General features: G+C 49.2%; 22 protein-coding genes. 6 read left to right on the top strand and 16 right to left on the bottom strand.

Annotation, left to right across the window (positions count from 1 at the left end; genetic code table 11):
• Positions 1-42 precede the first annotated feature (42 nt).
• Complete coding sequence (locus tag E2I14_RS17480) at positions 43-366, bottom strand: metalloregulator ArsR/SmtB family transcription factor (RefSeq protein ID WP_133330926.1); 324 nt, start codon at positions 364-366, stop codon at positions 43-45.
• A gap of 79 nt (positions 367-445) precedes the next feature.
• Between E2I14_RS17480 and E2I14_RS17475 the strand changes: the two genes are divergently transcribed.
• Entirely contained in the window at positions 446-856 is a 411-nt protein-coding gene (locus E2I14_RS17475) for a DCC1-like thiol-disulfide oxidoreductase family protein (protein ID WP_133330924.1), read from the top strand.
• Positions 857-1,203: 347 nt separating this feature from the next.
• On the opposite strand, the gene E2I14_RS17470 is transcribed toward E2I14_RS17475, so the two are convergent.
• Both E2I14_RS17470 and E2I14_RS17465 read right to left on the bottom strand, forming a co-directional pair.
• Positions 1,204-1,404, bottom strand: a complete 201-nt coding sequence (locus tag E2I14_RS17470) for a DUF2783 domain-containing protein (RefSeq protein ID WP_133330922.1) — start codon at positions 1,402-1,404, stop codon at positions 1,204-1,206.
• A gap of 65 nt (positions 1,405-1,469) precedes the next feature.
• Positions 1,470-1,733, bottom strand: coding sequence for a hypothetical protein (locus tag E2I14_RS17465; protein ID WP_133330920.1), 264 nt, complete (start codon positions 1,731-1,733; stop codon positions 1,470-1,472).
• A 102-nt stretch (positions 1,734-1,835) separates the two neighbouring features.
• Between E2I14_RS17465 and E2I14_RS17460 the strand changes: the two genes are divergently transcribed.
• Positions 1,836-3,158, top strand: a complete 1,323-nt coding sequence (locus E2I14_RS17460; protein ID WP_133330918.1) for an MFS transporter — start codon at positions 1,836-1,838, stop codon at positions 3,156-3,158.
• Positions 3,159-3,334: 176 nt separating this feature from the next.
• Here E2I14_RS17460 and E2I14_RS17455 read toward each other — a convergent pair whose 3' ends face one another.
• Entirely contained in the window at positions 3,335-3,865 is a 531-nt protein-coding gene (locus tag E2I14_RS17455) for a cytochrome b (protein ID WP_133330916.1), read from the bottom strand.
• A gap of 195 nt (positions 3,866-4,060) precedes the next feature.
• A complete protein-coding gene (locus E2I14_RS17450; protein WP_406675719.1) occupies positions 4,061-4,516 on the bottom strand; it encodes a c-type cytochrome in 456 nt (151 codons plus the stop codon).
• Positions 4,517-4,844: 328 nt separating this feature from the next.
• On the opposite strand from E2I14_RS17450, the gene E2I14_RS17445 reads away from it, so the two are divergent.
• Entirely contained in the window at positions 4,845-5,648 is an 804-nt protein-coding gene (locus tag E2I14_RS17445; RefSeq protein ID WP_133330914.1) for a pirin family protein, read from the top strand.
• Between the two features lie 10 nt (positions 5,649-5,658).
• Here E2I14_RS17445 and E2I14_RS17440 read toward each other — a convergent pair whose 3' ends face one another.
• The 11 genes from E2I14_RS17440 to E2I14_RS17390 are packed head-to-tail and all read right to left on the bottom strand — an operon-like array spanning position 5,659 to position 16,691.
• Positions 5,659-6,297, bottom strand: coding sequence for a 2-dehydro-3-deoxy-6-phosphogalactonate aldolase (locus E2I14_RS17440; RefSeq protein WP_133330912.1), 639 nt, complete (start codon positions 6,295-6,297; stop codon positions 5,659-5,661).
• Positions 6,298-6,328: 31 nt separating this feature from the next.
• A complete protein-coding gene (locus E2I14_RS17435; protein WP_133330910.1) occupies positions 6,329-7,774 on the bottom strand; it encodes an N-acyl-D-amino-acid deacylase family protein in 1,446 nt (481 codons plus the stop codon).
• 17 nt (positions 7,775-7,791) lie between these two features.
• Positions 7,792-9,084 carry an amino acid deaminase gene (locus tag E2I14_RS17430; RefSeq protein WP_133330908.1) on the bottom strand — a complete coding sequence of 431 codons (1,293 nt, stop codon included), beginning with the start codon at positions 9,082-9,084 and terminating at the stop codon, positions 7,792-7,794.
• A 33-nt stretch (positions 9,085-9,117) separates the two neighbouring features.
• Positions 9,118-10,191, bottom strand: a complete 1,074-nt coding sequence (locus E2I14_RS17425) for an ABC transporter ATP-binding protein (protein ID WP_133330906.1) — start codon at positions 10,189-10,191, stop codon at positions 9,118-9,120.
• A 37-nt stretch (positions 10,192-10,228) separates the two neighbouring features.
• Positions 10,229-11,008, bottom strand: a complete 780-nt coding sequence (locus E2I14_RS17420; protein WP_133330904.1) for an SDR family oxidoreductase — start codon at positions 11,006-11,008, stop codon at positions 10,229-10,231.
• Positions 11,005-12,201 carry a hypothetical protein gene (locus E2I14_RS17415; RefSeq protein ID WP_133330902.1) on the bottom strand — a complete coding sequence of 399 codons (1,197 nt, stop codon included), beginning with the start codon at positions 12,199-12,201 and terminating at the stop codon, positions 11,005-11,007. The genes E2I14_RS17420 and E2I14_RS17415 overlap by 4 nt, the downstream gene beginning before the upstream one ends.
• Positions 12,202-12,219: 18 nt before the next feature.
• Entirely contained in the window at positions 12,220-12,612 is a 393-nt protein-coding gene (locus E2I14_RS17410; protein ID WP_133330900.1) for a RidA family protein, read from the bottom strand.
• A 27-nt stretch (positions 12,613-12,639) separates the two neighbouring features.
• The gene (locus tag E2I14_RS17405) at positions 12,640-13,515 is read right to left on the bottom strand and encodes a carbohydrate ABC transporter permease (protein WP_133330898.1); all 876 of its coding nucleotides are present in this window, start codon (positions 13,513-13,515) and stop codon (positions 12,640-12,642) included.
• Positions 13,508-14,395, bottom strand: a complete 888-nt coding sequence (locus E2I14_RS17400) for a carbohydrate ABC transporter permease (protein WP_133330896.1) — start codon at positions 14,393-14,395, stop codon at positions 13,508-13,510. The genes E2I14_RS17405 and E2I14_RS17400 overlap by 8 nt, the downstream gene beginning before the upstream one ends.
• Positions 14,396-14,398: 3 nt before the next feature.
• Positions 14,399-15,643 carry an ABC transporter substrate-binding protein gene (locus tag E2I14_RS17395; protein WP_133330894.1) on the bottom strand — a complete coding sequence of 415 codons (1,245 nt, stop codon included), beginning with the start codon at positions 15,641-15,643 and terminating at the stop codon, positions 14,399-14,401.
• A gap of 46 nt (positions 15,644-15,689) precedes the next feature.
• Positions 15,690-16,691 (bottom strand): 2-dehydro-3-deoxygalactonokinase, encoded by a 1,002-nt coding sequence (locus E2I14_RS17390; protein ID WP_133330892.1) that lies wholly within the window; start codon positions 16,689-16,691, stop codon positions 15,690-15,692.
• A 424-nt stretch (positions 16,692-17,115) separates the two neighbouring features.
• Here E2I14_RS17390 and gcvA point away from each other — a divergent pair, with 424 nt between their 5' ends.
• The 3 genes from gcvA to E2I14_RS17375 all read left to right on the top strand — a co-directional run bounded on the left by gcvA (position 17,116) and on the right by E2I14_RS17375 (position 23,284).
• A complete protein-coding gene (gene gcvA / locus E2I14_RS17385; protein ID WP_133330890.1) occupies positions 17,116-17,997 on the top strand; it encodes a transcriptional regulator GcvA in 882 nt (293 codons plus the stop codon).
• A gap of 219 nt (positions 17,998-18,216) precedes the next feature.
• The gene (locus E2I14_RS17380) at positions 18,217-21,612 is read left to right on the top strand and encodes a TIM-barrel domain-containing protein (protein ID WP_133330888.1); all 3,396 of its coding nucleotides are present in this window, start codon (positions 18,217-18,219) and stop codon (positions 21,610-21,612) included.
• Positions 21,613-21,997: 385 nt separating this feature from the next.
• Entirely contained in the window at positions 21,998-23,284 is a 1,287-nt protein-coding gene (locus E2I14_RS17375; protein WP_133330886.1) for a TonB-dependent receptor, read from the top strand.
• Positions 23,285-23,378: the final 94 nt, after the last annotated feature.

Here is a 23,378-nt window from a genome sequence, read left to right as displayed (position 1 = left end):
TGGCATTTGAAGTTTTATTGATGTAGCCGTGTTCACTAATAGCTAAGTTCTTTCTGCATTTTTCTTCGCTTTTGCAGCGCTTTCCCTAACTAATGGCCCTCCAACTGGGCACACTGTGGCTAAGCAACTATGGAGCGTCCCAATCAAATTATCATCCGCTAAGCTGTAGTGGACGAATTGCCCTTTTTTCTCACTCTTGATCAAATCAGCACTTTCTAGAATCTTCAAATGCTTAGAAAGCGACGGTTTTGTCATCTCAAACCGTTCAGCAATTTCTCCTGCGGTCATAGACGATTCGGACAAGTAGGCCAAAATTTTACGGCGTGGATTTGATGCTAAAGCTTCAAATATTTTATCGATCTTCATTTTATTTAGCTAATTAGTTAAATACGATGTATTATACCACCAAACGCGCCACTTAACTCTTGAATCAAAAGGATCACGCATGGATAACCAAAATTCATCTGCGAAAGACGTTTGGCTAGTGTATGACGGTGAATGTCCCGTCTGCAAAATGTATAGCAAATATATTCGTATTCGTGCAGCAGTAGGCGAGTTGCATTTGGTTGACGCACGTCGACCAAGCCAATTGTTAGCTGAAATTACCGCAGCTGGATTGGATATCGATCAGGGTATGGTTCTTAAGTTTGATGGCGCGATTTATTATGGGCCAGACGCAATTCACATGTTGACGCTTTTGAGTTCAGCCTCTGGAGCATTCAACACGATCAACTATTACGTATTCAGAACTAGGTTTGGCGCACAGATTTTTTATCCAATTTGTAAGGCATTCAGAGCAGCATTATTGAAAATTTTCGGTATTCGCTACATCAATAATCTGAATCAAATTAAATGAAATAGCAATGCGAATTTCCCTCTTACAGAATGGAGTCCTTTATGCAAAATAGTCATGAAAATCTGCTCGCTCACCGGGTTCAATCGAGATCTAATTTGAGTGTGGTTGTCGGGCAAGTTCGCTATTCGTTCATTAAGTCAATATGGTTTTTAGTCATGGCAGTCAGCGCGGTAGTAGGCGGCTTTTTTACATGCTCTTTGACTGCCATAACGCTCTTCGTCGCAAGTACAGGGTTAGTTTTATTGGTGGGTCACTCATTGGGTAGCCACCGTAAACTGATCCATAACAGCTATCAATGTCCAATCTGGATGGAATACCTCTTTGTATATTTAGGTACGTTGGTAGGCCTAGCCGGACCTATCGGATTCCCGCGCAGTGCTCATAGCGTCCAGAAGTGTTGCTAGATCACCGATGTGGTTAGCAAGAATCAAAATCAGGCGCGCATTCAACGCCTGACTTTGGGCGTCACTTAAATCACGGTGGCATTGAATTAGCCAGTCATAAAATAAATCGTGATTGGTGATATTGGCGGCGGTATTAATCGACATGATTGTCCTTTCGATGCGTTGACGTTACTAAAAGAGATGAGGGCGACGCAGCATTTCTGCGTCAGCTAAACGGAATGATTAATGCCGCAGGCTCGGAGTAGCGCTTGTTCGATCAGCGCCAAATTCACCTGACGCCAGCGCGCACAAACATGCTGGTCTGGTCGAATCAAATAAAAGCTGCCGTCGCTCGCGTCATAGCGTTGCGCGACCAAATGATCGGAGGCATCCAAAAAAAGCAAACCGCCCAAATTGGGAGGAGGTGAATCCGCGTGTTCCGCAACTGGCACAGGGTTAGGATGCCGGTCGATGCGCAGCAAAATAATCCGCATGGGAAGCCGTGCGTGATTGCTGAACCAAAGCAGTTAGCGCGCGCCGACGTCGGTGCGGGCGCGCTAAACATCATCCAACAAAAAACATGACGCGAGACTGCCATGATTGAACAATCGATTCCCATCCCCAATGCCACTTCGGCGCTCATTAAAGACAGCGAATTCGATAATAAGCTGTATCGAAAAATCGCCCTACGCATCATTCCGTTTTTATTTGTCTGTTACGTGGTTTCATTTTTAGATCGCATCAATATCGGCTTCGCACAATTGCAGATGAAGACTGATTTAGGATTTAGCGATGCGATGTATGGCATCGGCGCAGCGGTTTTTTATATTGGCTATGTGCTGTTTGAGGTGCCAAGCAATTTGCTGCTAGAAAAAATCGGTGCCCGCAAAACCTTTGTCCGCATTATGTTGTTATGGGGCTTGGTTTCGGTTGGCATGATGTTTGTGAGGAACGCTACTGATTTTTATGCGCTGCGATTCTTGCTGGGTGTGTTTGAAGCCGGATTTTTCCCTGGCATTGTGTTGTACCTCACTTATTGGTTTCCACCCACCCGACGCGCTGCGGTGCTTGCGGTTTTTTTTGCTGGGGTGGCAGTCGCTGGCGTGCTCGGCGGCTTGGTGTCGGGTTGGATCATGCAAAGCATGGGCGGCGTTTTGGGTATGTTTGGTTGGCAATGGATGTTTTTAATCGAAGGCTCGCCAGCGATTATGTTGGCGCTCATTGCTTATTTTTATTTGGACGATAAACCGCACGACGCCCAATGGTTGAATCAGGCCGAGAAGCAGCGCATTGCCGACAACCTTGCCATTGATAATGTTGGTTCGGCTCAGATAGATACGCCGACCTTGCTGGCCTTGCTTACGACGATGCGGGTGTATTTATTTGCGTTTGTCTATTTTTCCCTAACCTGCGCATCGCTCACGTTGAGCTTTTGGATGCCCGCCATGATCCGTGATTTTGGTGTCACGAATGTGGTGTCGATTAGTCTTTATTCAGTCATTCCTAATGCGCTGGCTATCATTGGCATCATTGCGATTTCGCGTCGCTCTGATCGCCAGAATGAACGGGTAGGCCATTTTGTTTGCTGCGCGCTGGGTGGTGCAGCAGCGCTAGTGCTATTAACAACCCACCCCGCCAACTTTGTGTTGACGATGGCGCTGCTGTCGGTGGCAACAACACTGATCTTTGCAGCGTTACCGATATTCTGGGCCATCCCCACGTCCCACCTATCCAACAACATGGCCGCCAGCGGCGTGGCATTAATCAGTAGCGTAGGCATTACCAGTGGAATCGTCAGTCCGTATGTCATCGGTCAAATCAAAATGGCGACTGGCAGTATGGATCTCGCTATTTATTTACTGAGTGGCTTGTTGGTGGCGAGTAGCGTGATGTTATTGCGGATTACAGGGCGGATTTGACTGGCTGCGGTGTGTCAAAATCTCGATCGGTTTGGTTGGCGTGGGCGACGTTGTAAATACTGCGCCCATTCATGACGTCGGCAAATTCAGTTCAGCAAATGTAAGTGCAGGCAAACTACAGTGGCGCGGGTCGGACTAAGCAAATCGCTCTGTTGCCCGCGCCACTGAACCAACATTTATTTCAAAGACGGCCACACCCGTTTCAAAACACCGTCTTTCAAAATCACCTGATGCCATATCGCCATCAACGCATGTCCTGCTGCTAACACCAGCAAGGCATTCGCCAATAATCCGTGGATATCAGTCACGGTTTCGCGTAATTCTTTGTCCGTGGTTGGGAACGCTGGAACGCGGAATAAATTAAAAATGTTATCGCCACGAATCCATACCGCTGCAATGCCGAGAATCAAAATCAAGCCAAGGATTAAGTACAGCAAATGATGCACGCCGATGGCGAGCTTTCCTGCGGTGCCGGGGGTGGCTTGGGGTAGCTTTTGCGCGGCGGTAAATTTCCATTTAATGCGTAAAACGTACACCACGCTGAGTAGTACGCCTAAGGTAATGTGGATGCTGCGCGCGATAACGCGCGGGTCGCCTTTGGCGAAGTTGTCGATATTTTGGCCTAGTATCCAGAGCGTCAAAATCAGCAGAACGCTAATCCAGTGGTAGAAAATGGTCTTTGAATCGTAGCTAGTCGGCGTGGTCATGCGTGTCTCCCTGAGGGGTTTAATTGATATTGGTTGTGGTCATGTGGCAATTGCGCCGCTTATTATATGGTCAACCAATGTTGCTTAAAGACACTTTTTGTAACCTTATTCGCATTCCCTCATAAAAGCAAAAAATAATGGGGATAGCATGCGCTTTGTCATAAAGCGGTCATGTTGAGTTGGAATTGTTGGGCGCTATTTGGGGTTGGCGGGGAAGGTTTTTAAATAGGCGAGTAAATTGGCGAGTTTGGTTTCATTGCTCAGTCCCCAAAACCGCATATTTGTGCCCGGTACGAGGTCGTTTGGTGAGTTGATGAATTTCGTTAGAGTTTGCTCAGACCAAACGATGCCGGATTTTTTCATGGCGGCAGAATAGCGGCTTTGGTAGTCCACGGTGCTGCCAGCAACCCGTCCTATCACTCCGTTAAGCTGAGGGCCAAATCCCGCCCGCGCGCCGGGGCCGATTGCGTGGCAGGACGCGCAACCTAAGCTGTTGAACAAGGCTTTGCCCGCCGCCGGATCGCCAGCCATCGCATCGCCCGTTGCGATGGCGTATTGGTTCACGCTCGTAATCGTTAAGGCAACGGCTAGTTGTGCTGTTACTTTTAGTGTGCTGGATAACTGCGAAGCATGGTTTTGGTGTGATTTCATTGCGGTCTGTTTGGATGCGATGGGTGCCGAATTAATTCGGTAATACGGAGGGTATTGTAGTCGCCTAAATCCAAAACACTAGATCGGTGCTAGGGGATTTGCAACCAAGTTACGGGTCATAATCTGCTGCTAAATTGATTCTGTCATTGCCTTGTCACGGGAATGGTTGTCGATCGCTGCGCGAAGTGAGCAACGCAACGCGGGTAGGGTTCAACATAATTCAGTCAGCCAAATTCAATCGCTTTGGGCAGCAACACAATTTGGATTCAGATTAATCCAATCGATCTAATGTTGGTAAAATTGCCGCTACACAACCCAGGAGACTTCCATGACCAGTCCACGAAAAATCGTTGCGCGTACCGCTGGAAATCGTCACGGCCCAATTACGCGGCTGATGAGTCCCGGCGATTTGGGGCAATTGCTCAAGCCGTTTATTTTTTTGGATTATGTGGATGCGGTTGGTGATGGGCCTAATTTCGGCTTTCATCCGCATTCCGGTATTGCCACGCTGACCTTTCCACTGACGTTTGATATGGAGCACACCACTTCTAGCGGGCAGGTTGATTTAGTCAAGCAGCGCGGCGTTGAATGGGTGATGACAGGTGGTGGAATTTGGCATAAAGCCCGACCCCTTAATGGCACGCAGATGCAAGGTTTTCAAACGTGGTTTGCTTTGCCGCCCTCGCACGAATTGGCCGAGCCGAGCGCGCAATTTTTGCAACCGACGAACGTTCCGACTGCTGGTCCGGTGACGTTGTTAATGGGCCAATATCACAACTTAGTGAGTCAAATCGCCGCGCCGTTTGATGTGTGTTATTTGTGGGTTGAATTGCAAGCCGGCGACAAATGGACTTACCAACCCGTCAGTCAACACAACATCGCATGGACTTTCGCGCAAGCGGGGCAGCTTGTGGTCAACGGCGAACAGCTTGAGCGCGAGTTGGCGGTATTCGAAGAAGGCAACGGCGCGCTGGAATTTAAAGCCGCTACCAATGTAGGCTTTTTGGTCGCCTCGGCAGTCAAAGCGCCGCAAGAGCTAGCGATGGGTTACTACTCAGTGCATTCCTCGGACGAGCGGCTGGCGATTGGCGAGCGACGGATTAAGGAAATCGGCGCAACGCTCAAAAAATGATGGGTATTTTTTAATTCCTTGTGTGGGGCAAGTTAGCAATAAATCGTTGCGCGTTGTACTTAACTTGCTCTGCACTCATTCCGGCCTGATACAGGGCTGCGCCCAAGCCGAATCCATTGGCTCCCGCTTGAAAGTAAGCGTCCATATTGTCGGGACTGATTCCGCCGACTGGCAGGCAAATAGTCTCTTTCGGTAAAACCGTGCGCCAGTTTTTTAACGCAGTTGGTGAAACCGAATCAGCCGGAAATAATTTGAGCGCATTCGCCCCGTGTTTTAATGCGCTGAATGCTTCGCTCACTGTCGCCACACCCGGAATCGAATACAAGCCAGAAGCCGCGCTATGGGTGATTAGCTCTGGGTCGCAATGCGGCATCACGATTAACTTACCGCCCGCGTTTGCGACGTCGTTGAGTGCGCCTAAAGTTAAAACCGTACCCGCGCCTAATAAACAATCGGCTGGCATCGTTTTAGCCAGCACTTCAATACTGCGAATCGCGTCCGGTGAATTTAATGGAATCTCGATGCAACGCAAACCGCTCTCGTATAGCACATCGACAATCGCTTGGCATTCGTGCGTTTGGATGCCGCGCAGAATTGCCACCAAGGGGATGGGGGATAAATAGGAGGCGAGTGAAGGTGCGCTTGTCATAGGAATTGAGAATTTGTGAGAACGAAATAAATTAATCGTTTTGACGATGCAAAACTTGTCCGTTGCGTGTCTTGGTTGGGCCGGAATTATCTAGCGCAATTTCACCATTGACCAGCACCCAATGTATGCCTTTAGCCGCCACTTTAGGTTGGGCAAAAGTGGCCTGATCTGAGATAGTAGTAGGATCAAAAATAACTAAGTCCGCCCAGTAACCCAAATCAATTTGACCGCGCTTTTTGATGCCAAAATTTTTCGCCGACAGTCCCGTCATTTTGTGTACCGCATCTGCTAAGTTAAACAAACGCTCGTCGCGGCAATAATGACCAAGCACGCGCGGGAATGCGCCCCATAAACGCGGGTGCGGATGGCTATCGTGCGGTAATCCGTCCGAGCCTATCATCGTGTGCGGGTAGCTCAATACGCGCTGCACATCGTCTTCGCGCATTTGAAAATACACCGCGCCAGCCGGATGCAAACGGCGTGCTGCTTCTTGTTGGTCTACCTTCCACACAGCAGCAATGTCGGCTAAATCGCGCCCCGCCATGTCAGGGAACGGTTTAGAAAAACTCACCATGATGCGGATGATGCCATCGACATAAGCAGGGTCGAGCACGGTCGAGCCTGCCGTGTAGGGATAGGCGTCAAGCCCTAATGCTTGTTGTGTGCGGCGTTGTTCGATATAGGCCAGCGTCTCTGTCGTGCGGCCCCAATTGGCGGGGCCAGCGCATTTATGGTGCGATAAGATTACTGGCAAGTTGGCAGCGACACCGGCGTCGCAGGCTTCGGCTAACGATGCCATCACGCCGTTGTATTCATCGCGAATATGCGATGTGTACACGCCACCTGCTTGCGCGGCGACTTTGGCTAATGCGATGACTTCGTTATTATCGGCAGCTTTGCTGGTTTGGTAAAACAAGCCGGAACTAAATCCTAGCGCTCCGGCTTGCATGCCTTCTTCGAGCAGCGCTTGCATCGCTTCGATTTCAGCTTCATTGGCTCCGCGAGTTAACTCGTTAACCGCGTTCACGCGCAATGTGGAATGGCCGATCAACATGCCCACATTAATCGCCGGTTGGGCGGCGCGCACTGCTGCCGAATAGTCTGCGACGCTGGCATAGCGATAGTCGGTTTGCTGGCCGATTAAATTTAAGGGCGCGGGCACTTCGCGATCTGCTTTCCACGGGGCTAAGCTGATGCCGCAATTACCGGTAATGACCGTGGTCACGCCTTGTGTCAATTTAGGTAGCATGGCGGGATGATCGATTAGCTCCCGATCATCGTGGGTGTGTACGTCGATAAATCCTGGACTCACTACTAAGCCGGTTGCGTCGATAATCACAGCGCCGTTGATCGATTTAGATTGTGGCTGCGCCAAGGCGGCGATTTTCTTGTTACTAATACCCAGATCAGCCAAATAGGCAGGGCTGCCAGTGCCGTCGATGACGGTGGCGTTTCTGATGACGATATCGAATTGCATAGTGAGCTGGCTCAACTTTAAAAAAAGGTATTGATGGCGGAAACAACTTGGTAGTTGTCGTTGGCAATCAACATCAGCGCCCATTTATCGAAGGTCGTGCACGGGTGCGAAATACCGCAAGCAACCAAATCGCCCACCTTGAGTTCAGTGCACAAAGCACTGTCTTTGGGAATACGTAAGTACGCATGTTGGTCGTTCATTTTTTCGATCTTAAAACCAGACGGTAGCGGCGTTGGCTGCACACCCGAACCAAGCTTGTGGGTAAAAATCGGCAGCGGCAAATCAATGTCATACGACGCATCGCGCTTACCCATCGTTAGAATCGCCAAATCCGGTTCTGGCCGCGATTGCACCATACTCCAGACCTCTAATGCCGGTAGCAAGCCGACTGGCTCTCTATCTTGCATCTCGACGACCAAACCATGGTAAAAGCCATGATCGTGTGTGACATAGCAACCGCTACGCAGAATGGAAATCAAGGGACGCGACCAATGTTGATCGTCCGCGAAACCATTGGCGACCAAATCAAAGTAGGCGCTCCCGCCCGCGGATAATAGAATCGAGCCGCCGTCAAATAGCTGCTCTTGATCGGCTTGTTTAGTGAGCTCGCGTAATTGCTGGATGAAGTTATGCACGTTGATTAAATCTTCAGTGCGATTTTTACCAACCAATAATCCTTCGTAACCTTCGATGCCCGCCAAGCTTAAATAGGGGCTGGCATGGATTGCGCGTGCCAATGTCATCGCTTGGGCAATGCTGCGGCATCCGGTGCGTCCGCCGTTAAAGCCCAACTCGACCATTAGTGGAAGCGGGCGCGTAAGTCCTTCTTCCTTGGCTGCTTTTGCTAAAGTTTGGACGTTATCGAGATTGTCGGTGATTGCGTAAAAAGTAAAATCAGGATCAGTCTTGAGCAAATGCAGCGCCGATTTAATGTCGGCCAAATTAATCAATTGGTTGGCGATCAATACGCGCTTTACGCCAAATCGATGTGCGATATGTAATTGAGTCACCGTCGCCAAGGTCATGCCCCAAGCGCCATTGCTTAACTGCATGTCGAAAATCTGCGGGCTCATCGTGGTTTTGCCGTGCGGCGCCAAGACGATATTTTTAGCTTCGCAAAATCGCTTCATCCACTCCACATTGTGTTGCAGAGCGCTTTGCTTCAATACCGCAACCGGAAAGCTGGTATCGCCATTAAGAACATTCCAGTTCTGCGCGCCGATGTCGGTTTGTTTGATTGGCGCCTTAAGCGCTAAGCCTTTAGTGCCGGTGGGCAGGATTTGCTCGGCGAGGGAAGTTAAATTCAGCATAATCTTTTTTACGTAATGATTTAATTAGTGCGATTAATTGAGTCGCAGTGTGCTGACGGTATCAAAAATGTGCAGGTGCTGTTTTGGTAGTTGCACGTTGATCTTGTCTTGCGGCGCTAGGTTTTGCCGTTCACGCAATGCGATGCAACAAGCGAAGCGGTCTATTTTTCCGTATAAATAAGTCTCTGCGCCAGTGGGTTCGATCAAATCCAAACTGAGTTCAATGCCGCTCTCCAATTGGTTGCTCAGTGCAATGTGCTCAGGACGAATTCCAATGGTGATTTGTTGACCCAAGATCAGCTCGCACAGCGGCAATTCAATTTCAATTCCTTGTTCAGTCACGAGCAGTTCTTTATTGTCTTTGAGCTGCACGGTGCCTTCAATAAAATTCATGCTCGGTGAGCCAATAAAACTAGCGACAAAGATATTAGCCGGACGATCATAAATGTCTAACGGTTTGCCGACTTGTTCAATTTTTCCACCATTCATCACGACGATACGGTCGCCCATTGTGATTGCCTCGATTTGATCATGCGTGACGTAAATCACGGTATTTTTTAAACGTTGATGCAGCGCTTTGATTTCAGCCCGCATTTGCACCCGCAGCTTAGCGTCTAGGTTCGATAGCGGTTCGTCAAATAAGAATAACGCTGGCTCGCGCACCACAGCACGCCCCATTGCAACCCGTTGCCGTTGTCCACCAGAGAGCGCTTTTGGTAGGCGTTGCAAATACGGAGTTAGGTTCAACATGGCCGCTGCCGCTTCAATACGCGGTTTAAAGCTGGATTCCGGTTCTTTGCGCAAGCGCGGGCCAAACGCGATATTTTCATACACGGTTAAATGCGGATAGAGCGCGTAGCTCTGGAATACCATTGCGATATTGCGTTGTTGCGGCGGCAGTTCATTCGCGCGTGCACCGTCAATATAAAAGTCGCCGCCGCTAATATCTTCCAAGCCAGCTACCATGCGCATGAGCGTGCTTTTACCGCAGCCAGATGGGCCGACCAGAACGATAAATTCACCGTCTTCGATCTGCAAGTCGATGCCATGCAAGACTGGAGTTTGCTCGTATTGTTTATAAATTTGTTTGAGTTGCACCGACGCCATTGCACTTCCTTACTAATTTTTTGAGATGGATTACGGATTAAATATCGTCTTGTGTCAGCTCAGCCGCAAACACGCGATTACCAGCCATCAAACCGCCATCGACTGGCAACACCACGCCGGTAATTACTCGCGCTGCATCGGAAGCTAAGAACAACACGGCATCAGCGATATCGTTGGGGGTGGCGAAGTCGCCCAGCGGATACCATTTTTTGAGTTCCTCAAAAACCTGCGGATTTTTGTCAACGCGCGCTTGCCAAGCTTGGGTTTTTACCGTACCCGGGCAAACGATGTTGGCGCGGATACCAAACTTGCCAAATTCCATCGCCAATGCTTTGGTGTAGCTAATTAATCCCGCTTTAGCAACGCTGTATGCCGGATGACCAAAAGAGGACAAACCATTCACCGATCCGATGATGACGATGTTGCCTTTGCCTTTGGCCTGCATTGCCGCACGCACCGCTTCAACGCTGTGGAAGGTGCCGTTGAGGTTTAAATCCATGTCTTGCTTCCAGCTATCCTCGGTCGTGCTCTTGAGCGTTAAAGCCTGTGCCGCGCCAGCATTGGCGACCAGCACATCGACCGTGCCATGTTGCGCGACCACTTTTGCCAAGGCCGAATTGAAGCTGCTGGCATCGGTGAGATCAGCCACAACTGCAGCGCAAACGCGTGCGCTGGCGTTGAACTCCGCGACCAATTCTGTCAATTGTTCGCGATTGATATCTTGCGCATACACAAAGTCGCCCGCCGCGATAAAACGTTGGCACAATACGCGCCCGATTCCACCGCAAGCGCCGGTAATTAAGACGTTTCTTTTCATGTCGGTGCTTTCAAAAGATTGAGACAGTTCGCCATGTGCGTGAGCTGTTGGCGCGGTAATAATCCGTAGTTGTAGAACGCAAAATCAGTTAAACCCGCTTGCTGTAATCCGATCAAGGCATCGGCTAACTCCGCGCCATTATTGAGATCAGGAAAACCTGGGCGCAAGATGCCGCGCAGCTGGTTGACTGACGTGGCGTGCGCCAAACAAAATGCCGCGTCGTTGCGAACTAATTCGGCATTGGCTTCATAAAACGGAATTTCTAAATAGTCGGCTGCGCCTTCGCTAAGCAGCGCAGTTAAGTCGCTGCCTTCAGTCCAACACAAAGAACTGGGACGCTGCACGCTAGGAATCACAGCAAGTTTGGTGCTGGTCGGAATTGCTGCGCGAATGCTTTTGACCAAGTCAGTCACACACTGCTGGCGCATTTTGACGTAGGCGATTAAATCGCGGTCTTGTTCAAATGCGAGTTCAATGGCTTGCTGAGTTTGCTCGTTGTTCGGCGCTGAATTGAACAAGTCGGTGATGAGATGTTGCAGCCGCCGTTGTAAGGCATCGACTTCAATTCCCAGAGATTGCGCTTGTGCTTGGCACGCACGGCAAAAACACAATCCAAGCGCCTTATCCATCGCGGGACTCATGGCAAGCTGTGCAAACTCGTGGTGATATCCATGTGCGAACGGCAACCAGCCCGGCGTTTCTAAGATGATGCTTGCTAGCGGATGTTGAGCAGTTAAATCAGCGCATAATGCAACCGCATATTCAGCCACCGCTGTTTGCATCGGACACACGCTATACACATAAGCATCGCCGAACACGTTGTGCGTGCAATATTGAGGATATTGGCTGCCAAGACGACTATTGTGCAATAACACCGTCCAGCCATGCACGCGCAGCCGACCATCGGCGATCAAATCTGGCAATACTTGGCGTAGCGCAGCGTCGCTATGCGCTTGAGGTTTGATTGCGCCATATCTAGTCAGCTGTGGATCAAAATACACCACGCCATCCTCAGGAAAAATAACTTTGGGCGCATGCTTAGCGTGTGGGCGAATGAATTTGCCGGCGTGATAACTCGTCGCCAACGAAACATCGCTAATACCCAGGCTTAACGCCTGTTCGACAAAGGCATTCACACCGATGTCGAGCACGTCCCAAGCGTAGGTGTACAGTGAGCGATATGGTTTGGTCATGGCGAGTAATTAATTAGCTTAGAGCGGTTTATAGGCGGTAACTTCAATCTCAATTTTGCAATCCACCATCATGGCTGATTGCACGCAGGATCGGGCTGGTGGATTTTCGCCAAAATATTCCATATAGATTCGATTGAAGGTCCAAAAGTCGCGCGTGTCGTCTAGCCAAACGGTGACTTTCACAACGTCTTCTAAAGTGCAATCGGCAAGCTTTAATACTTTTTTTACGTTCTCAAACGTGCGGCGTGTTTGCGCTTCGATGCCGCCATCTTCGACTTCGCCGTTTTCTTTCATGGCGACTTGTCCAGAGCAGAATACAAAGTCACCAGCGCGTACTGCAGGCGAAAAAGGCAGACGCTGACCGCCAGCGCCAGAGGGGATATTGCCAAAACGGGTAATTTGTTTACTCATGACGAGACTCTTTAAAAAAGGGAGATATTATTTAACGCCGCCGCTAGACAGCCCTTGCACAAAATATTTTTGTAACCACGAAAACAGCAGCGCAACCGGCAAGGTGGCCAACAAGGCTGCTGCCATCACTTGATGCCATTCCACCGAATAGCGTCCCGCGACTAAATCAACGATTTGCACCGTAAGTGGTTTGTTCTCTGGCGAGCGGATTAAGGTGTACACCACCGCGAATTCATTCCACGCATTGATGAAAGCAAAAATAGCGGTGACCACAATTGCAGGAAGCGCCAAGGGCAGAAAAATCTGGTACACCGCGCGCACCCGACCGCAACCTTCCAGCCACGCCGCTTCTTCCATATCGCGTGCAATCGTGCTGAAGTAAGACTGCAACATCCAAACCGAAAACGCGGTATTTAACGCGGTATAAGTCGCTATCACGCCAATGTGTGAATCGACCAAATTGCCATAGCCATAAGGAATGCTAGCCGCCAATTTAAATAAACCAATCACCAACAAAATAGGTGAGAGCATTTGCGTGGCGAGTAAAAAGCGGCGATACAATCCTTTGCCCTTAAATGGAAAGCGTGCCAGCGCATAAGCCGCCGGAATACTAATTGCCACGCCACACACAGTCGAAAGCGAGCTGAGAAGTAAGCTGTTTTTTAACGCCGTGCCAAACTGCGTTGCCTCCCACATATCGCCAAAATTTTGCCACGCAAAATAACTGGGTAACCAATGAGTTGGGTAACTCAATACTTCCGCTTGCGGCTTCAGCGCGGTCAGCAACATCACAACGAAGGGAAACAACACCACAACGATGAGTGGTGACAGCGCAAGCCAGCAAATAATGCTGCGCCGAATTTTGGCTGTTTTCTCGGCGTTCTGCGCGATAGCGTTAGGCATGTTCCTCCTCCTTGCCTTGTAGCCGCATATACATCGCGGTAAAGGCAAACAACATCACCAGCATCACCAAGGACACCGCTGCTGCTTCGCCGGGGCGACCAAGACGGAAAGCTAATTCGTATAAATACGTCACCAAAATATGCGTACCATTGTCCGGCCCACCTTGGGTCATTACCCAAATAATTGGGAACGAGTTAAAAACGTAAATCACATTTAACACCAGCGCGATATTGATAAAAGGGCGCAGCAACGGCAAGGTGATTTTGGTGAACTGCTGCCAGTTGGTTGCACCTTCGATACGCGCCGCTTCGTAAATGTCGTGCGGCACCGACGATAAGCCACCTAAAAAAATCGTGACAGTAAAAGGCACCGAGACCAAAACCCCAATCAAAATTTCGACCGGAAAAGCCAACTCAGGATCAGCCAGCCATTGCACCGGTTCTTGAATAAGTCCAAGCTGCATCAAGCCCAAATTAATCATCCCAAATTCCGTATTGAAGGCCCAGCGCCAAATAATGGCGGTCATGGTTAAGGAAATCGACCACGGCAACATGCTGATGGCGCGAGCGATACCGCGCCCATAAAAATCCTGCGACAAAATTAACGAAGTTGGCACCGCCACGACTATCGTTCCGCCTACGACACAGGCGGTCCAAATCAAGGTGCGATACAAGGTTTGCATAAACACCGGATCGGTAAAAATCGTCACAAAGTTAGCCGTGCCGGTAAACTCACGTACCACGCCAAAACGCGATACGTCATGCAGCGACTGATACACAATGGTAAAAAACGGATAGCTAACAATAAATAAGGCCAACACAAAGCTGGGCAAAATCAAAAGCCAAGGCGAAAAGCGCGACGAGGAATGGGAGCTAGGCATCGCTTATTTTTTGAGTGCTTGGTTAGCTTTAGCTGCTGCGGCTTTCAGCGCTGCGTCTGGTTTGGCCTTGCCTAAATAAATCGCTTGCAGAGCATTACTTAACGACTTGGATAAATCTTCCCAACCCGCGACGATAGGCGGGAATTTGGCTGTTGGTAAAAAGCCGATAAAAGTTTGCGTCACCGGATCGGCAAAAGCAGGATCGGCGGCTTCTTCTTTGGTGGTCGGCAGCGCCCCTTCGCCTTTTGTGAATGCGACGCGCGGCGCTTTGCTGAATAAATAGTCGGCAAATTTCCATGCCGCAGATTTTACTTTGGAGTTCTTAAACATCACTAACGAATCGGTGGTGGCAAAGGTCGCACTAGCTACGCCGCGCGGTACTGCGGCGACGCCAAATTGCAAACTAGGATTTTCTTTTTGGATTTGTTTAACTAAGAAAGGCGCGGTGATTACCATTCCTAGGCGGCCTTGTTTGAATAAATTTTGCACGTCTTCACGGCTGTAACTGGTTACGCCCGGTTGGGTTAGGCCTTGATCGATGAGGTCTTTATAGATGGTGGCGGCTTTAATTCCGGCGCTGGAATCAAACACCGCTTTGCCATTGGCATCGAGCACTTCGCCGCCTTGCGCCCATAAACTGTAAAACCAATAGACTTCGGTTTCGATTTCTTTGCCTTGAATGCCGAAGCCATATTTGCCACTAGCTTTGATTTTTTTTGACGCGGCAAACACATCGTCCCAAGTTTGCGGGCCGTTTGGGAAGCCAGCGTCTTTTAACAGCGCTTTGTTATAAAACAGGCCGCGTGCGGAGGCAGCGATTGGCAAGCCGTAATAGTGATTTTGAATCTTGCCCGCGTTGAGAAAATTACCGATAAATTTATCTTTAAAGGCTGGCGACATTTGCCCGTCCAGCGGTTCTAGTACATCGTCTTTGACCAAATCGAGCAGCCAACGGGTGCCAACTATCGATAAATCGGGATTGGTGCCGCCGCCGATATCGGTCTGCAGTTTTTGCTGCAAATTATCCCAATTAATTTCTTCCACTTTAATCGTGATCGTTGGATTCGCTTTATTAAAATCAGCTGCCATTTTCTGAAAATAAGGCAGGGTTTGATCGCTGTAATGCGCGACGGCGATGCGCACGGTTTCGGCGCTGGCGCTACTGAAATATAGCGAGCTAACTGCGAGGGCGACGACGAATTGTGTTCCGAGTCGTGCGACAGAATTTTTGTTGAACGTGGCTGGCATGTGGTCTCCGATGGGGCGTTTTATTTTTATCAGAATGCACGGATCGTTATTTAATCAATCCACGAGCTGTGGCGACTTTGATCGCGCCGTAGCCTGCCAAATGTTCTTGCATTTCGTTGGATACCACAGTGACTTTGCCGGAGAAGTAGTCATCGTTTTTAATCAACAAGGCCAAGGCTTCTTTCATTATCGGCTTGCCGCAAATAATGACGGGCGTGCCGGGCATCATCTTGATGGCTGTGCTGTTTTTCAGGGTCAATAAATCGGCCCCTAAGATCGCGCCCAATAAGAAGTTGGCGCGGTCATTGCGTTGATAAATGGTGAATTGATCTAGGGTGCGTACATTAAAGCAGGTGCGACCCAAGCCGATGGTTTGCGCGGATTGTGCGCCGGCCAAGAGCATTTCTGGATTAATGAATTCGGCAAAATCGGAGTCCAATGATTTCGCCAAAATCGTGTTGTGGGTAATCACATATAACAGCTCACCAGCCAAGGTGGTGACGCAGCCAAGGATGTTATTTTTTTCGTCGATGCAGACAAATTTAGAATGTGAACCGGGCATGATGAGCATTGCCGGGCCAGTGATGCCGAGTTGATCGATCACGCCCATGACTTCGACTTCTTCACCGCGCATCATGTCCATTGCTTCGCAATTATGTAGGCCAATATTTTCAACCACATTACGCACACCAGGAACGAGATAAATCGGTTTGGAAAACACCGTCGGAATGGTAACCGCGACCATGCCACGTGCTAGTTGTTGCAGCCCAGCCGGGGCCGGAATATGGGGTAGCTCGAATAGGCCAACGTTGGAGCTAATCATGCCCGAGCCCAAGACCAAATCGATCTCGTCTTCGGTCACGTTGGCTTTGGCTAACGTATCTAAAATCGTTTTCCTAACACCTTGTTCTAGTTTGTCTTTACTGCCGCTCATGGCGGTATCGCGCACGCCGACCTCATTGGCCGAATGGGCAATGACGGTTGCGTTGTTCCACAAGCTAACGCGAGTGTTAGTTGTGCCGGTGTCGATAGTTAGGATGTAAGTCATAGTTAGTCGTTGATGGTTGCTTTGTTGGGTGATGCGCTGCGCTGTCTCTGTTTATCGTTGTTTGTGAATTGCTAAGGGGCTTAGGTGCCGATAAGTTGGCTAGGTATTCCGCAAATAAGAGTTGATGAGGCGCATCTCCATGAATTTTTTAGAAGCTTAATGTAGCGATGTGGGACTTGCTAGTGATTATATTTTTAGGCGTCATTAAATAAAAATATAGGAAAGTTGTTGGTCAATACTTCATGCGCCGCTGCATTAGCGTCATCCACGGATAAGTAATATAAAAAATACAAATTCGTTAATTGAGTGCTATGGCGCACATCATGCCTGAATTTGTTGGCACCGACCGCGAGTAAAATTTTACTTCTCATTAAGTTTTATTAAATGAGATTCTGATATCTTACAATTTTTTGATGAGATTTCTATGGCCCGACGTCTGCCTTCGCTCAATTCGCTCCGAGTATTTGAAGTCGCTGCAAGGCGGCTCAATTTCACTCGTGCCGCCGAAGAACTCCACGTCACTAACGCGGCGGTGAGTCATCAAATTAAGCTGCTCGAAGACGAGTTAGGGATAGAGCTGTTCCAACGGAAAAACAATGTGCTGTCGTTAACGGAAGCGGGCGAGTTGTATTTTCCGCGCATCAAAGAAGGCTTTAAGATTTTTCAACAAGCCACCGACATGCTGCTTAATGGGAATAACGTTTTATTGCGCGTAGGCGTGCCGCCCTCGTTTGGCTCCAAATGGTTAGTGCCACGCTTGTACCGCTTTATTAATAAGCATCCGCATATTCGGGTGGAAATTGTGTCGGAACAGGACCGTAATTATTCCAATTGCGATATTTCGATTGATTTTCGCCGCACTCAATTTGCCGATTTCAAGATCGAATCGTTTATCAGTACCGAAGTCTTTCCGGTCTGCAGTCCGCAATTGGGCATGAACTTAAAGTCGCCCACCGACCTGAGTCGCTACACCTTGTTGCACGAAATACGCTCGATGAACGATGCGGATTATCCGAGCTGGGAAGCGTGGTTCGCGGCGCTAGGTGTGGCGCACAACAATGCGCGGCAAGGTCCGTTATTTACCTTGGCATTGATGGCAATGCAGGCCGCCATTGACGGACATGGAATCGCATTGGGGCAATCGTTGTTGGTGGAATACGACATTGCGGCGGGTCGTTTGATGCGCCCGTTTCATCTAGATAGCCCGCTGCGCCTGAATTACTTTCTCATTTATGCAACAGACATGGTGGAAAATCCGGCTTTTCAGGCTTTCCATCAATGGTTGTTGGATGAGGTCAAGAGTTAATCGCCTCAGTTCGCCTAGGGCGGGCTTGATTCGTTAAATAATTTTTGATGACTCATTGCAATAAAAATCGCTGTCATAAAAAATTCAACAAAGTTACAGTCAAAAAAATGCTGCAAATGTTGCTTGGTTTTCGTTAAGGCAAAGCGCGCCAAAACAAACGACCAAGAGCAATTTCAACCTAGACCAGCGCATCACACTGTTTAATTAAAAGAGACACCAATGCCCGCACCTTCCTACTCACCTGTTAGTTCATCGTTACGCAAAACGTTGATCGCGGCCTTAATCTGCGCCAGTTTTGCCGCGCAATCAGCGCATGCCGCACCGATTGGTAACCTCAAAAAGATCGAGGCACTATCCGCCCAAGCAATTAGCCAAATTCAGTTGACGACTGATAGCGCTAACGTGGTGCAGTTAAGTTTGTTGAAGCCAGATTTGTTGCGTGTGTGGGCTGGCGTAGGTGGGAAGTTAATAGAGTCGGGCGATAAAGCTGCGCCCATTGTAGTGCCGCATTCGTATGCCAAAGTCGAATACCAGTTAAGCGATCACAGCGACTATCAATTGCTGCAAACCAGTGGCATGGCCTTGCGTATTTATAAGAAACCGCTACGTTTGGCCTTGTACAAAGCCGACAATAAAACTCAGTTATGGCAAGAAACCCAACCTTTGGAATTGAGCGAAAAAGCGAGCTTCCAATCGTTGAGCAGTTCGGCCGACGAGGTATTTTTTGGAGGCGGTCAGCAAAACGGTGCGTATGCCTTTAAAGGGAAAATGCTCGAAGTGTCTTATTCCGGCGGCTGGGAAGAAGGCGACCGCCCAAGCCCCGCGCCTTTTTACATGAGCAGCAAAGGCTATGGCGTATTACGCAATACGTGGAGCAACGGTAGCTACGATTTCCGCTCCGACGATTACATCACGACCAGCCATATTGAAAACCGCTTTGACGCCTATTACTTCGTGGGCGACAGTATCAAAGAAGTGTTGGCCAGTTACACCGACTTAACTGGTCGCGCGCGTATGTTGCCGCGTTGGGCCTACGAATATGGTGACGCCGATTGCTACAACGATGGCGACAATATTAAAAAGCCCGGTACCGTGCCAACTGGCTGGACTGATGGCCCAACGGGTAAAACACCGGACGTCATCCAATCGGTCGCCGCCAAATACCGTCAATACGATATGCCCGGTGGCTGGATTTTGCCGAACGATGGTTATGGATGCGGCTATAGCGATTTGCCAGATGTGGTCGCCGGTTTAAAAAAATACGGTTTCCATACTGGCTTATGGACCGAAAGCGGCACCGACAAAATTGCGTGGGAAGTAGGTCAAGCTGGCACGCGGGCGCAAAAATTGGATGTGGCATGGACTGGGCAGGGTTACCAGTTTTCGCTCGACGCTAACATGGCCGCCGCACAGGGTATTTTAGATAATTCCGATTCACGTCCTTTTGTGTGGACGGTAATGGGTTGGGCTGGCACGCAGCGTTACGCGGTGACGTGGACTGGCGATCAATCGGGTAGCTGGGATTATATTCGTTGGCATATTCCGACCTTAATTGGTTCAGGCTTATCAGGGCAAGCGTATGCGACCGGTGATGTGGATGGGATTTTTGGCGGTAGCCCAGAAACCTACACCCGCGATTTGCAATGGAAAACGTTCACCCCGGTGTTGATGGGCATGTCGGGCTGGTCTAAAAACGAGCGCAAACATCCGTGGTGGTTTGATGAGCCGTACCGCAGTATCAACCGCGATTACCTCAAGCTCAAAATGCGCTTGATGCCTTATATGTACACCTACGCCAAAGTGGCAGAAGACACCGGCGCGCCGATTGTGCGTGGTCTGATGTGGGATCATCCGAGCGATCCAAATGCCAATAACGAAGCCTTTAAATACCAATTTTTCTTAGGCAAAGATTTCTTAGTGGCGCCGGTTTTCCGCAGCCAAGTGGCAAGTAAAGGCTGGCGTAAGGGCATTTATTTGCCGCAAGGGCAATGGATAGATTATTGGGATGGGCGCGTGGTGGATGCGCCAGCTTCAGGCAAAGTGATCGACTACCAAGTTAGCTTAGATAGATTGCCCGTGCTAGTGCGCGCTGGCGCAATTATTCCCATGTACCCGACCGCGTTGTATGACGGACAGGTTGCTAAAGACGTGTTGACCTTGGATATTTATCCAACCCAAGGCCATTCGGACTTTAACTTGTACGAAGATGACGGCGTTACACGCGACTATCAGAAGGGTAGTTTTAGCCAACAAACAATCAGCGTGGATGAATCTGTTGATGCAGCCAAAACATCGCGCACCACCTTAATTACGCTGGGTGCGACACAAGGCAGCTTTAAAGGCATGGATGCTGAGCGCGTTTATCAATTACAAGTGCATAGCCGAGCAAAGCCGGATTCGGTTAGCTTGGATAAACAGACCTTGGCGCAACTAAGTAGCAAAGCAGAATTCGATCAAACTGCTGCCGGTTGGTATTTTGATGCGGCTGAAAAATACGGCTTGCTGCACATTAAAACTGCCAAAGTGAATGTCGCCACTGAGCGCCAATTTAGCGTTACGTTTAGCGGTGCTGCAGCGGACCGAAGCGTCGCCACGGCAGGCTATCCAGCCGCGCCAGAATTAGGCAATACAATTCCAGCCGATAATATTACTGTGCTTAATCGCCCCGCAGAGGAACCTGGTCATCCGTTGGAAAACGCCTTCGATGGCAAGCCAGATACCTGGTTCCGCTCGGTACGGGATCAATCGCAAAAAACCGGTCCGCATGAATTTACCTTGGCCTTGGGTGAACGACGCATGATTAGCGGATTTGAGATCGCGCCGCGCAACGACAAAAATTGGGCCTACGGTCAAGCGCGTGATGTGGAAGTGTATCTGAGCGATAACAACGGTGATTGGGGTACGCCAGTCTTTAAAGGCAGTCTTAAAAAGCAAGAAGAACTGCAAAAAGTCGAGTTCCCTGCCAAAGCCGGTCGCCTGTTCCGCTTCCGTGTGTTAAGCACTTGGGATCAAGACGATGACGGTAACGCGATTGATCCTATGGTGTTAGCCGCGTCCTCGGTTTCGAGCGCCAATGCGGCTTATAACGGACAACAAACTAGCGCAGTCTCGCCGATTACGATTTCCGAATTTCATGTCCTGGAATATCCACAACCGGATCGCGCCAAGCAACAAGTGTATTTGTCTGATGCCTTATCAAAGTCGGCTGGGCTTGCCAAAGATCACGCCAAAATTATGAAGCCAGTTAAACCAACGAACGCTGAAAACTTAATGCAAATGAACGGTTTGCGCTTTCATAAAGGGATAGGTGTTATGGGGGCAAGTCAAGCGGACTTTAAGTTGGCTGGCGATTGGCAAACCTTCCGTGCGGATGTTGGTATTGATGATGCCTGCCGTGATGCGGGTGGCTTGATTTTCCAAGTGTGGGGCGACGGTAAATTGTTATTTAGCAGTGGCGAAATCAAAGCGCCGGCTGTTGTGAAGCCAGAATTGGATGTGCGCGGCATCACCGCATTAAGTCTTAAAACAGTGACGTTCGATAAGTCCAGCAAAGCGGTTTGCGCCAATTGGGCTAATGCGTCCTTAATTGGATTTAAAGGCGATAGCGTTAAATGATGAACGAAGTTGGTTTAGCACTTGGTCGAGTTGCGCTTCACTTTACCGAGTGCGTAGTCGAAGAAAATAGCAGTTGGTTTATCGATGATAGCAATCATCAAAAATGATTCAGTGCATGACACATTACAAGCAAAAATAAAATTTAAGGGAGATATCAATGAAAGAGTTGCCTAGCTAATCGCTCAACCCAACGATGTTGGCTGCGGTGTTTTATCCGAATACCACCCCAGCCAGCAGTCACGTTTTACTTCACCGATCTAGACCTAGTTCAAGTCAAGATAGAAAAAATTTCTATTCCACTTGGCGGGGGATCTTTTTACTTATTTTTTGATGTGGTGATAACGCGCTTGCGATGCAGGGCGTTCACATTTTATGAAAGAGTACGATGAAAACAGCGAATGGATTTAAAAAGAATATCGTAGCGCATGCTATTTCGGTCGTCTTTGGCACGGCAGCTTTTGTTAGTCTAATGCCCACTGTTAGCTACGCCCAATCGAATACGACCGGAACGATTTATGGGCAAGTTCCAGTCTCGACAGCGTCCCAGTATTCGGTGATTTTAGAGAATTTGGGAACTGGTACTGAACGTAAAATCACGCCTGACGCATCCGGTAAATACCAAGCTACCTCAATGCCGCCGGGGCACTACAAAGTCCGGCTAATGAATGCGGATAAAGAAGAAACCACGCTAGAAGTGGAAGCGGTCATTGGTAGCGGTGTCGAAGCCTCATTCGTTGAAAATAAGGACAAAGTTCAGACCGTTGTAATTACCAGTAAGCCGCGTGGAGTGGACGTTTCGACGACCAATAATGGCGCGGTGTTTACTGCCAAACAATTGGATAATTTGCCGATGGGGCAAAGCACAGGGAGCATTATTTTGCTGGCTCCCGGCACGAATGCCTCGGTCGGAAATTATTCGGCGGCGCCAAGTTTTGGTGGCGCTGGCGCGTCGGAAAATGCTTATTACATCAATGGCTTTCCGGTAGTGAATGGACGCTCAGGAATCGGCTTTACCGATTTGCCTTTTGGCGCGATTCAAAATGCCCAGATTTTAACTGGCGGCTATGGCGCAGAATTTGGTAATTCGACCGGTGGCGTCTCGAACATCACAACCAAGAGCGGAACCAATACCTGGGAAGTTGGTGCTAAATACGAATACACGCCAGAATCGCTGCGGGCTAAGCCATTAGATACTTACTACCCCAATACCGGCGCCAATCCACTCACCGATGGCAAGCTGTATCGCTACAACCAATCGAACACATCCGATTCGCACTTATCGGCCGCTTATCTGGGTGGCCCGCTGATTAAAGATAAATTGTTTTTGTTCGGCGCTGTGCAAGATACTCATTCCAGCTCAGGTTATGTGGGATCGACTTCGGCGAATCCGACTTCTCCGGGCGGATGGGGGCAAAGTAGTTCGGATACCTTGCGTTATTTGGTTAAGTTGGATTTCAATCTGAACGATGACAACCATTTTGAATACACCCGCATTTACGACGGTGTTAAAGCGAACTCGCAATCGTATGGTTATAACTACGCCACCTTATCCCGCAACAACGTACAGTCATCCAATATCAACTACGTGAACTGCTGTGAAAACAATGGCCAAGGTGCTGATCCGGGTGCGGCGGATAATATTTTTGGTTCTTCAGACTTTTCTGTGGGTTAAGAGTACGCTATCGCGCAGGTTTAGCCAACGGAGAGCGCGATGGAAAGCAAAGATTTGTATCAGGCGTTGCTGGGGATGCAAGAGCCATGGACGG

Origin of the sequence: Sapientia aquatica (assembly GCF_004358105.1) — a bacterium.
GTDB lineage: Bacteria > Pseudomonadota > Gammaproteobacteria > Burkholderiales > Burkholderiaceae_D > Solimicrobium > Solimicrobium aquaticum.
Note: the sequence above shows the minus strand (reverse complement) of the source record. Positions and strands in the feature narration are given on the sequence as shown.

What these genes read in the sequence shown, in the direction of transcription:
- E2I14_RS17480 (WP_133330926.1), bottom strand. Translation starts at nt 366, where the DNA reads ATGAAGATCGATAAAATATTTGAAGCTTTAGCATCAAATCCACGCCGT.
- E2I14_RS17475 (WP_133330924.1), top strand. Translation starts at nt 446, where the DNA reads ATGGATAACCAAAATTCATCTGCGAAAGACGTTTGGCTAGTGTATGAC.
- E2I14_RS17470 (WP_133330922.1), bottom strand. Translation starts at nt 1,404, where the DNA reads ATGTCGATTAATACCGCCGCCAATATCACCAATCACGATTTATTTTAT.
- E2I14_RS17465 (WP_133330920.1), bottom strand. Translation starts at nt 1,733, where the DNA reads ATGCGGATTATTTTGCTGCGCATCGACCGGCATCCTAACCCTGTGCCA.
- E2I14_RS17460 (WP_133330918.1), top strand. Translation starts at nt 1,836, where the DNA reads ATGATTGAACAATCGATTCCCATCCCCAATGCCACTTCGGCGCTCATT.
- E2I14_RS17455 (WP_133330916.1), bottom strand. Translation starts at nt 3,865, where the DNA reads ATGACCACGCCGACTAGCTACGATTCAAAGACCATTTTCTACCACTGG.
- E2I14_RS17450 (WP_406675719.1), bottom strand. Translation starts at nt 4,516, where the DNA reads ATGAAATCACACCAAAACCATGCTTCGCAGTTATCCAGCACACTAAAA.
- E2I14_RS17445 (WP_133330914.1), top strand. Translation starts at nt 4,845, where the DNA reads ATGACCAGTCCACGAAAAATCGTTGCGCGTACCGCTGGAAATCGTCAC.
- E2I14_RS17440 (WP_133330912.1), bottom strand. Translation starts at nt 6,297, where the DNA reads ATGACAAGCGCACCTTCACTCGCCTCCTATTTATCCCCCATCCCCTTG.
- E2I14_RS17435 (WP_133330910.1), bottom strand. Translation starts at nt 7,774, where the DNA reads ATGCAATTCGATATCGTCATCAGAAACGCCACCGTCATCGACGGCACT.
- E2I14_RS17430 (WP_133330908.1), bottom strand. Translation starts at nt 9,084, where the DNA reads ATGCTGAATTTAACTTCCCTCGCCGAGCAAATCCTGCCCACCGGCACT.
- E2I14_RS17425 (WP_133330906.1), bottom strand. Translation starts at nt 10,191, where the DNA reads ATGGCGTCGGTGCAACTCAAACAAATTTATAAACAATACGAGCAAACT.
- E2I14_RS17420 (WP_133330904.1), bottom strand. Translation starts at nt 11,008, where the DNA reads ATGAAAAGAAACGTCTTAATTACCGGCGCTTGCGGTGGAATCGGGCGC.
- E2I14_RS17415 (WP_133330902.1), bottom strand. Translation starts at nt 12,201, where the DNA reads ATGACCAAACCATATCGCTCACTGTACACCTACGCTTGGGACGTGCTC.
- E2I14_RS17410 (WP_133330900.1), bottom strand. Translation starts at nt 12,612, where the DNA reads ATGAGTAAACAAATTACCCGTTTTGGCAATATCCCCTCTGGCGCTGGC.
- E2I14_RS17405 (WP_133330898.1), bottom strand. Translation starts at nt 13,515, where the DNA reads ATGCCTAACGCTATCGCGCAGAACGCCGAGAAAACAGCCAAAATTCGG.
- E2I14_RS17400 (WP_133330896.1), bottom strand. Translation starts at nt 14,395, where the DNA reads ATGCCTAGCTCCCATTCCTCGTCGCGCTTTTCGCCTTGGCTTTTGATT.
- E2I14_RS17395 (WP_133330894.1), bottom strand. Translation starts at nt 15,643, where the DNA reads ATGCCAGCCACGTTCAACAAAAATTCTGTCGCACGACTCGGAACACAA.
- E2I14_RS17390 (WP_133330892.1), bottom strand. Translation starts at nt 16,691, where the DNA reads ATGACTTACATCCTAACTATCGACACCGGCACAACTAACACTCGCGTT.
- gcvA (WP_133330890.1), top strand. Translation starts at nt 17,116, where the DNA reads ATGGCCCGACGTCTGCCTTCGCTCAATTCGCTCCGAGTATTTGAAGTC.
- E2I14_RS17380 (WP_133330888.1), top strand. Translation starts at nt 18,217, where the DNA reads ATGCCCGCACCTTCCTACTCACCTGTTAGTTCATCGTTACGCAAAACG.
- E2I14_RS17375 (WP_133330886.1), top strand. Translation starts at nt 21,998, where the DNA reads ATGAAAACAGCGAATGGATTTAAAAAGAATATCGTAGCGCATGCTATT.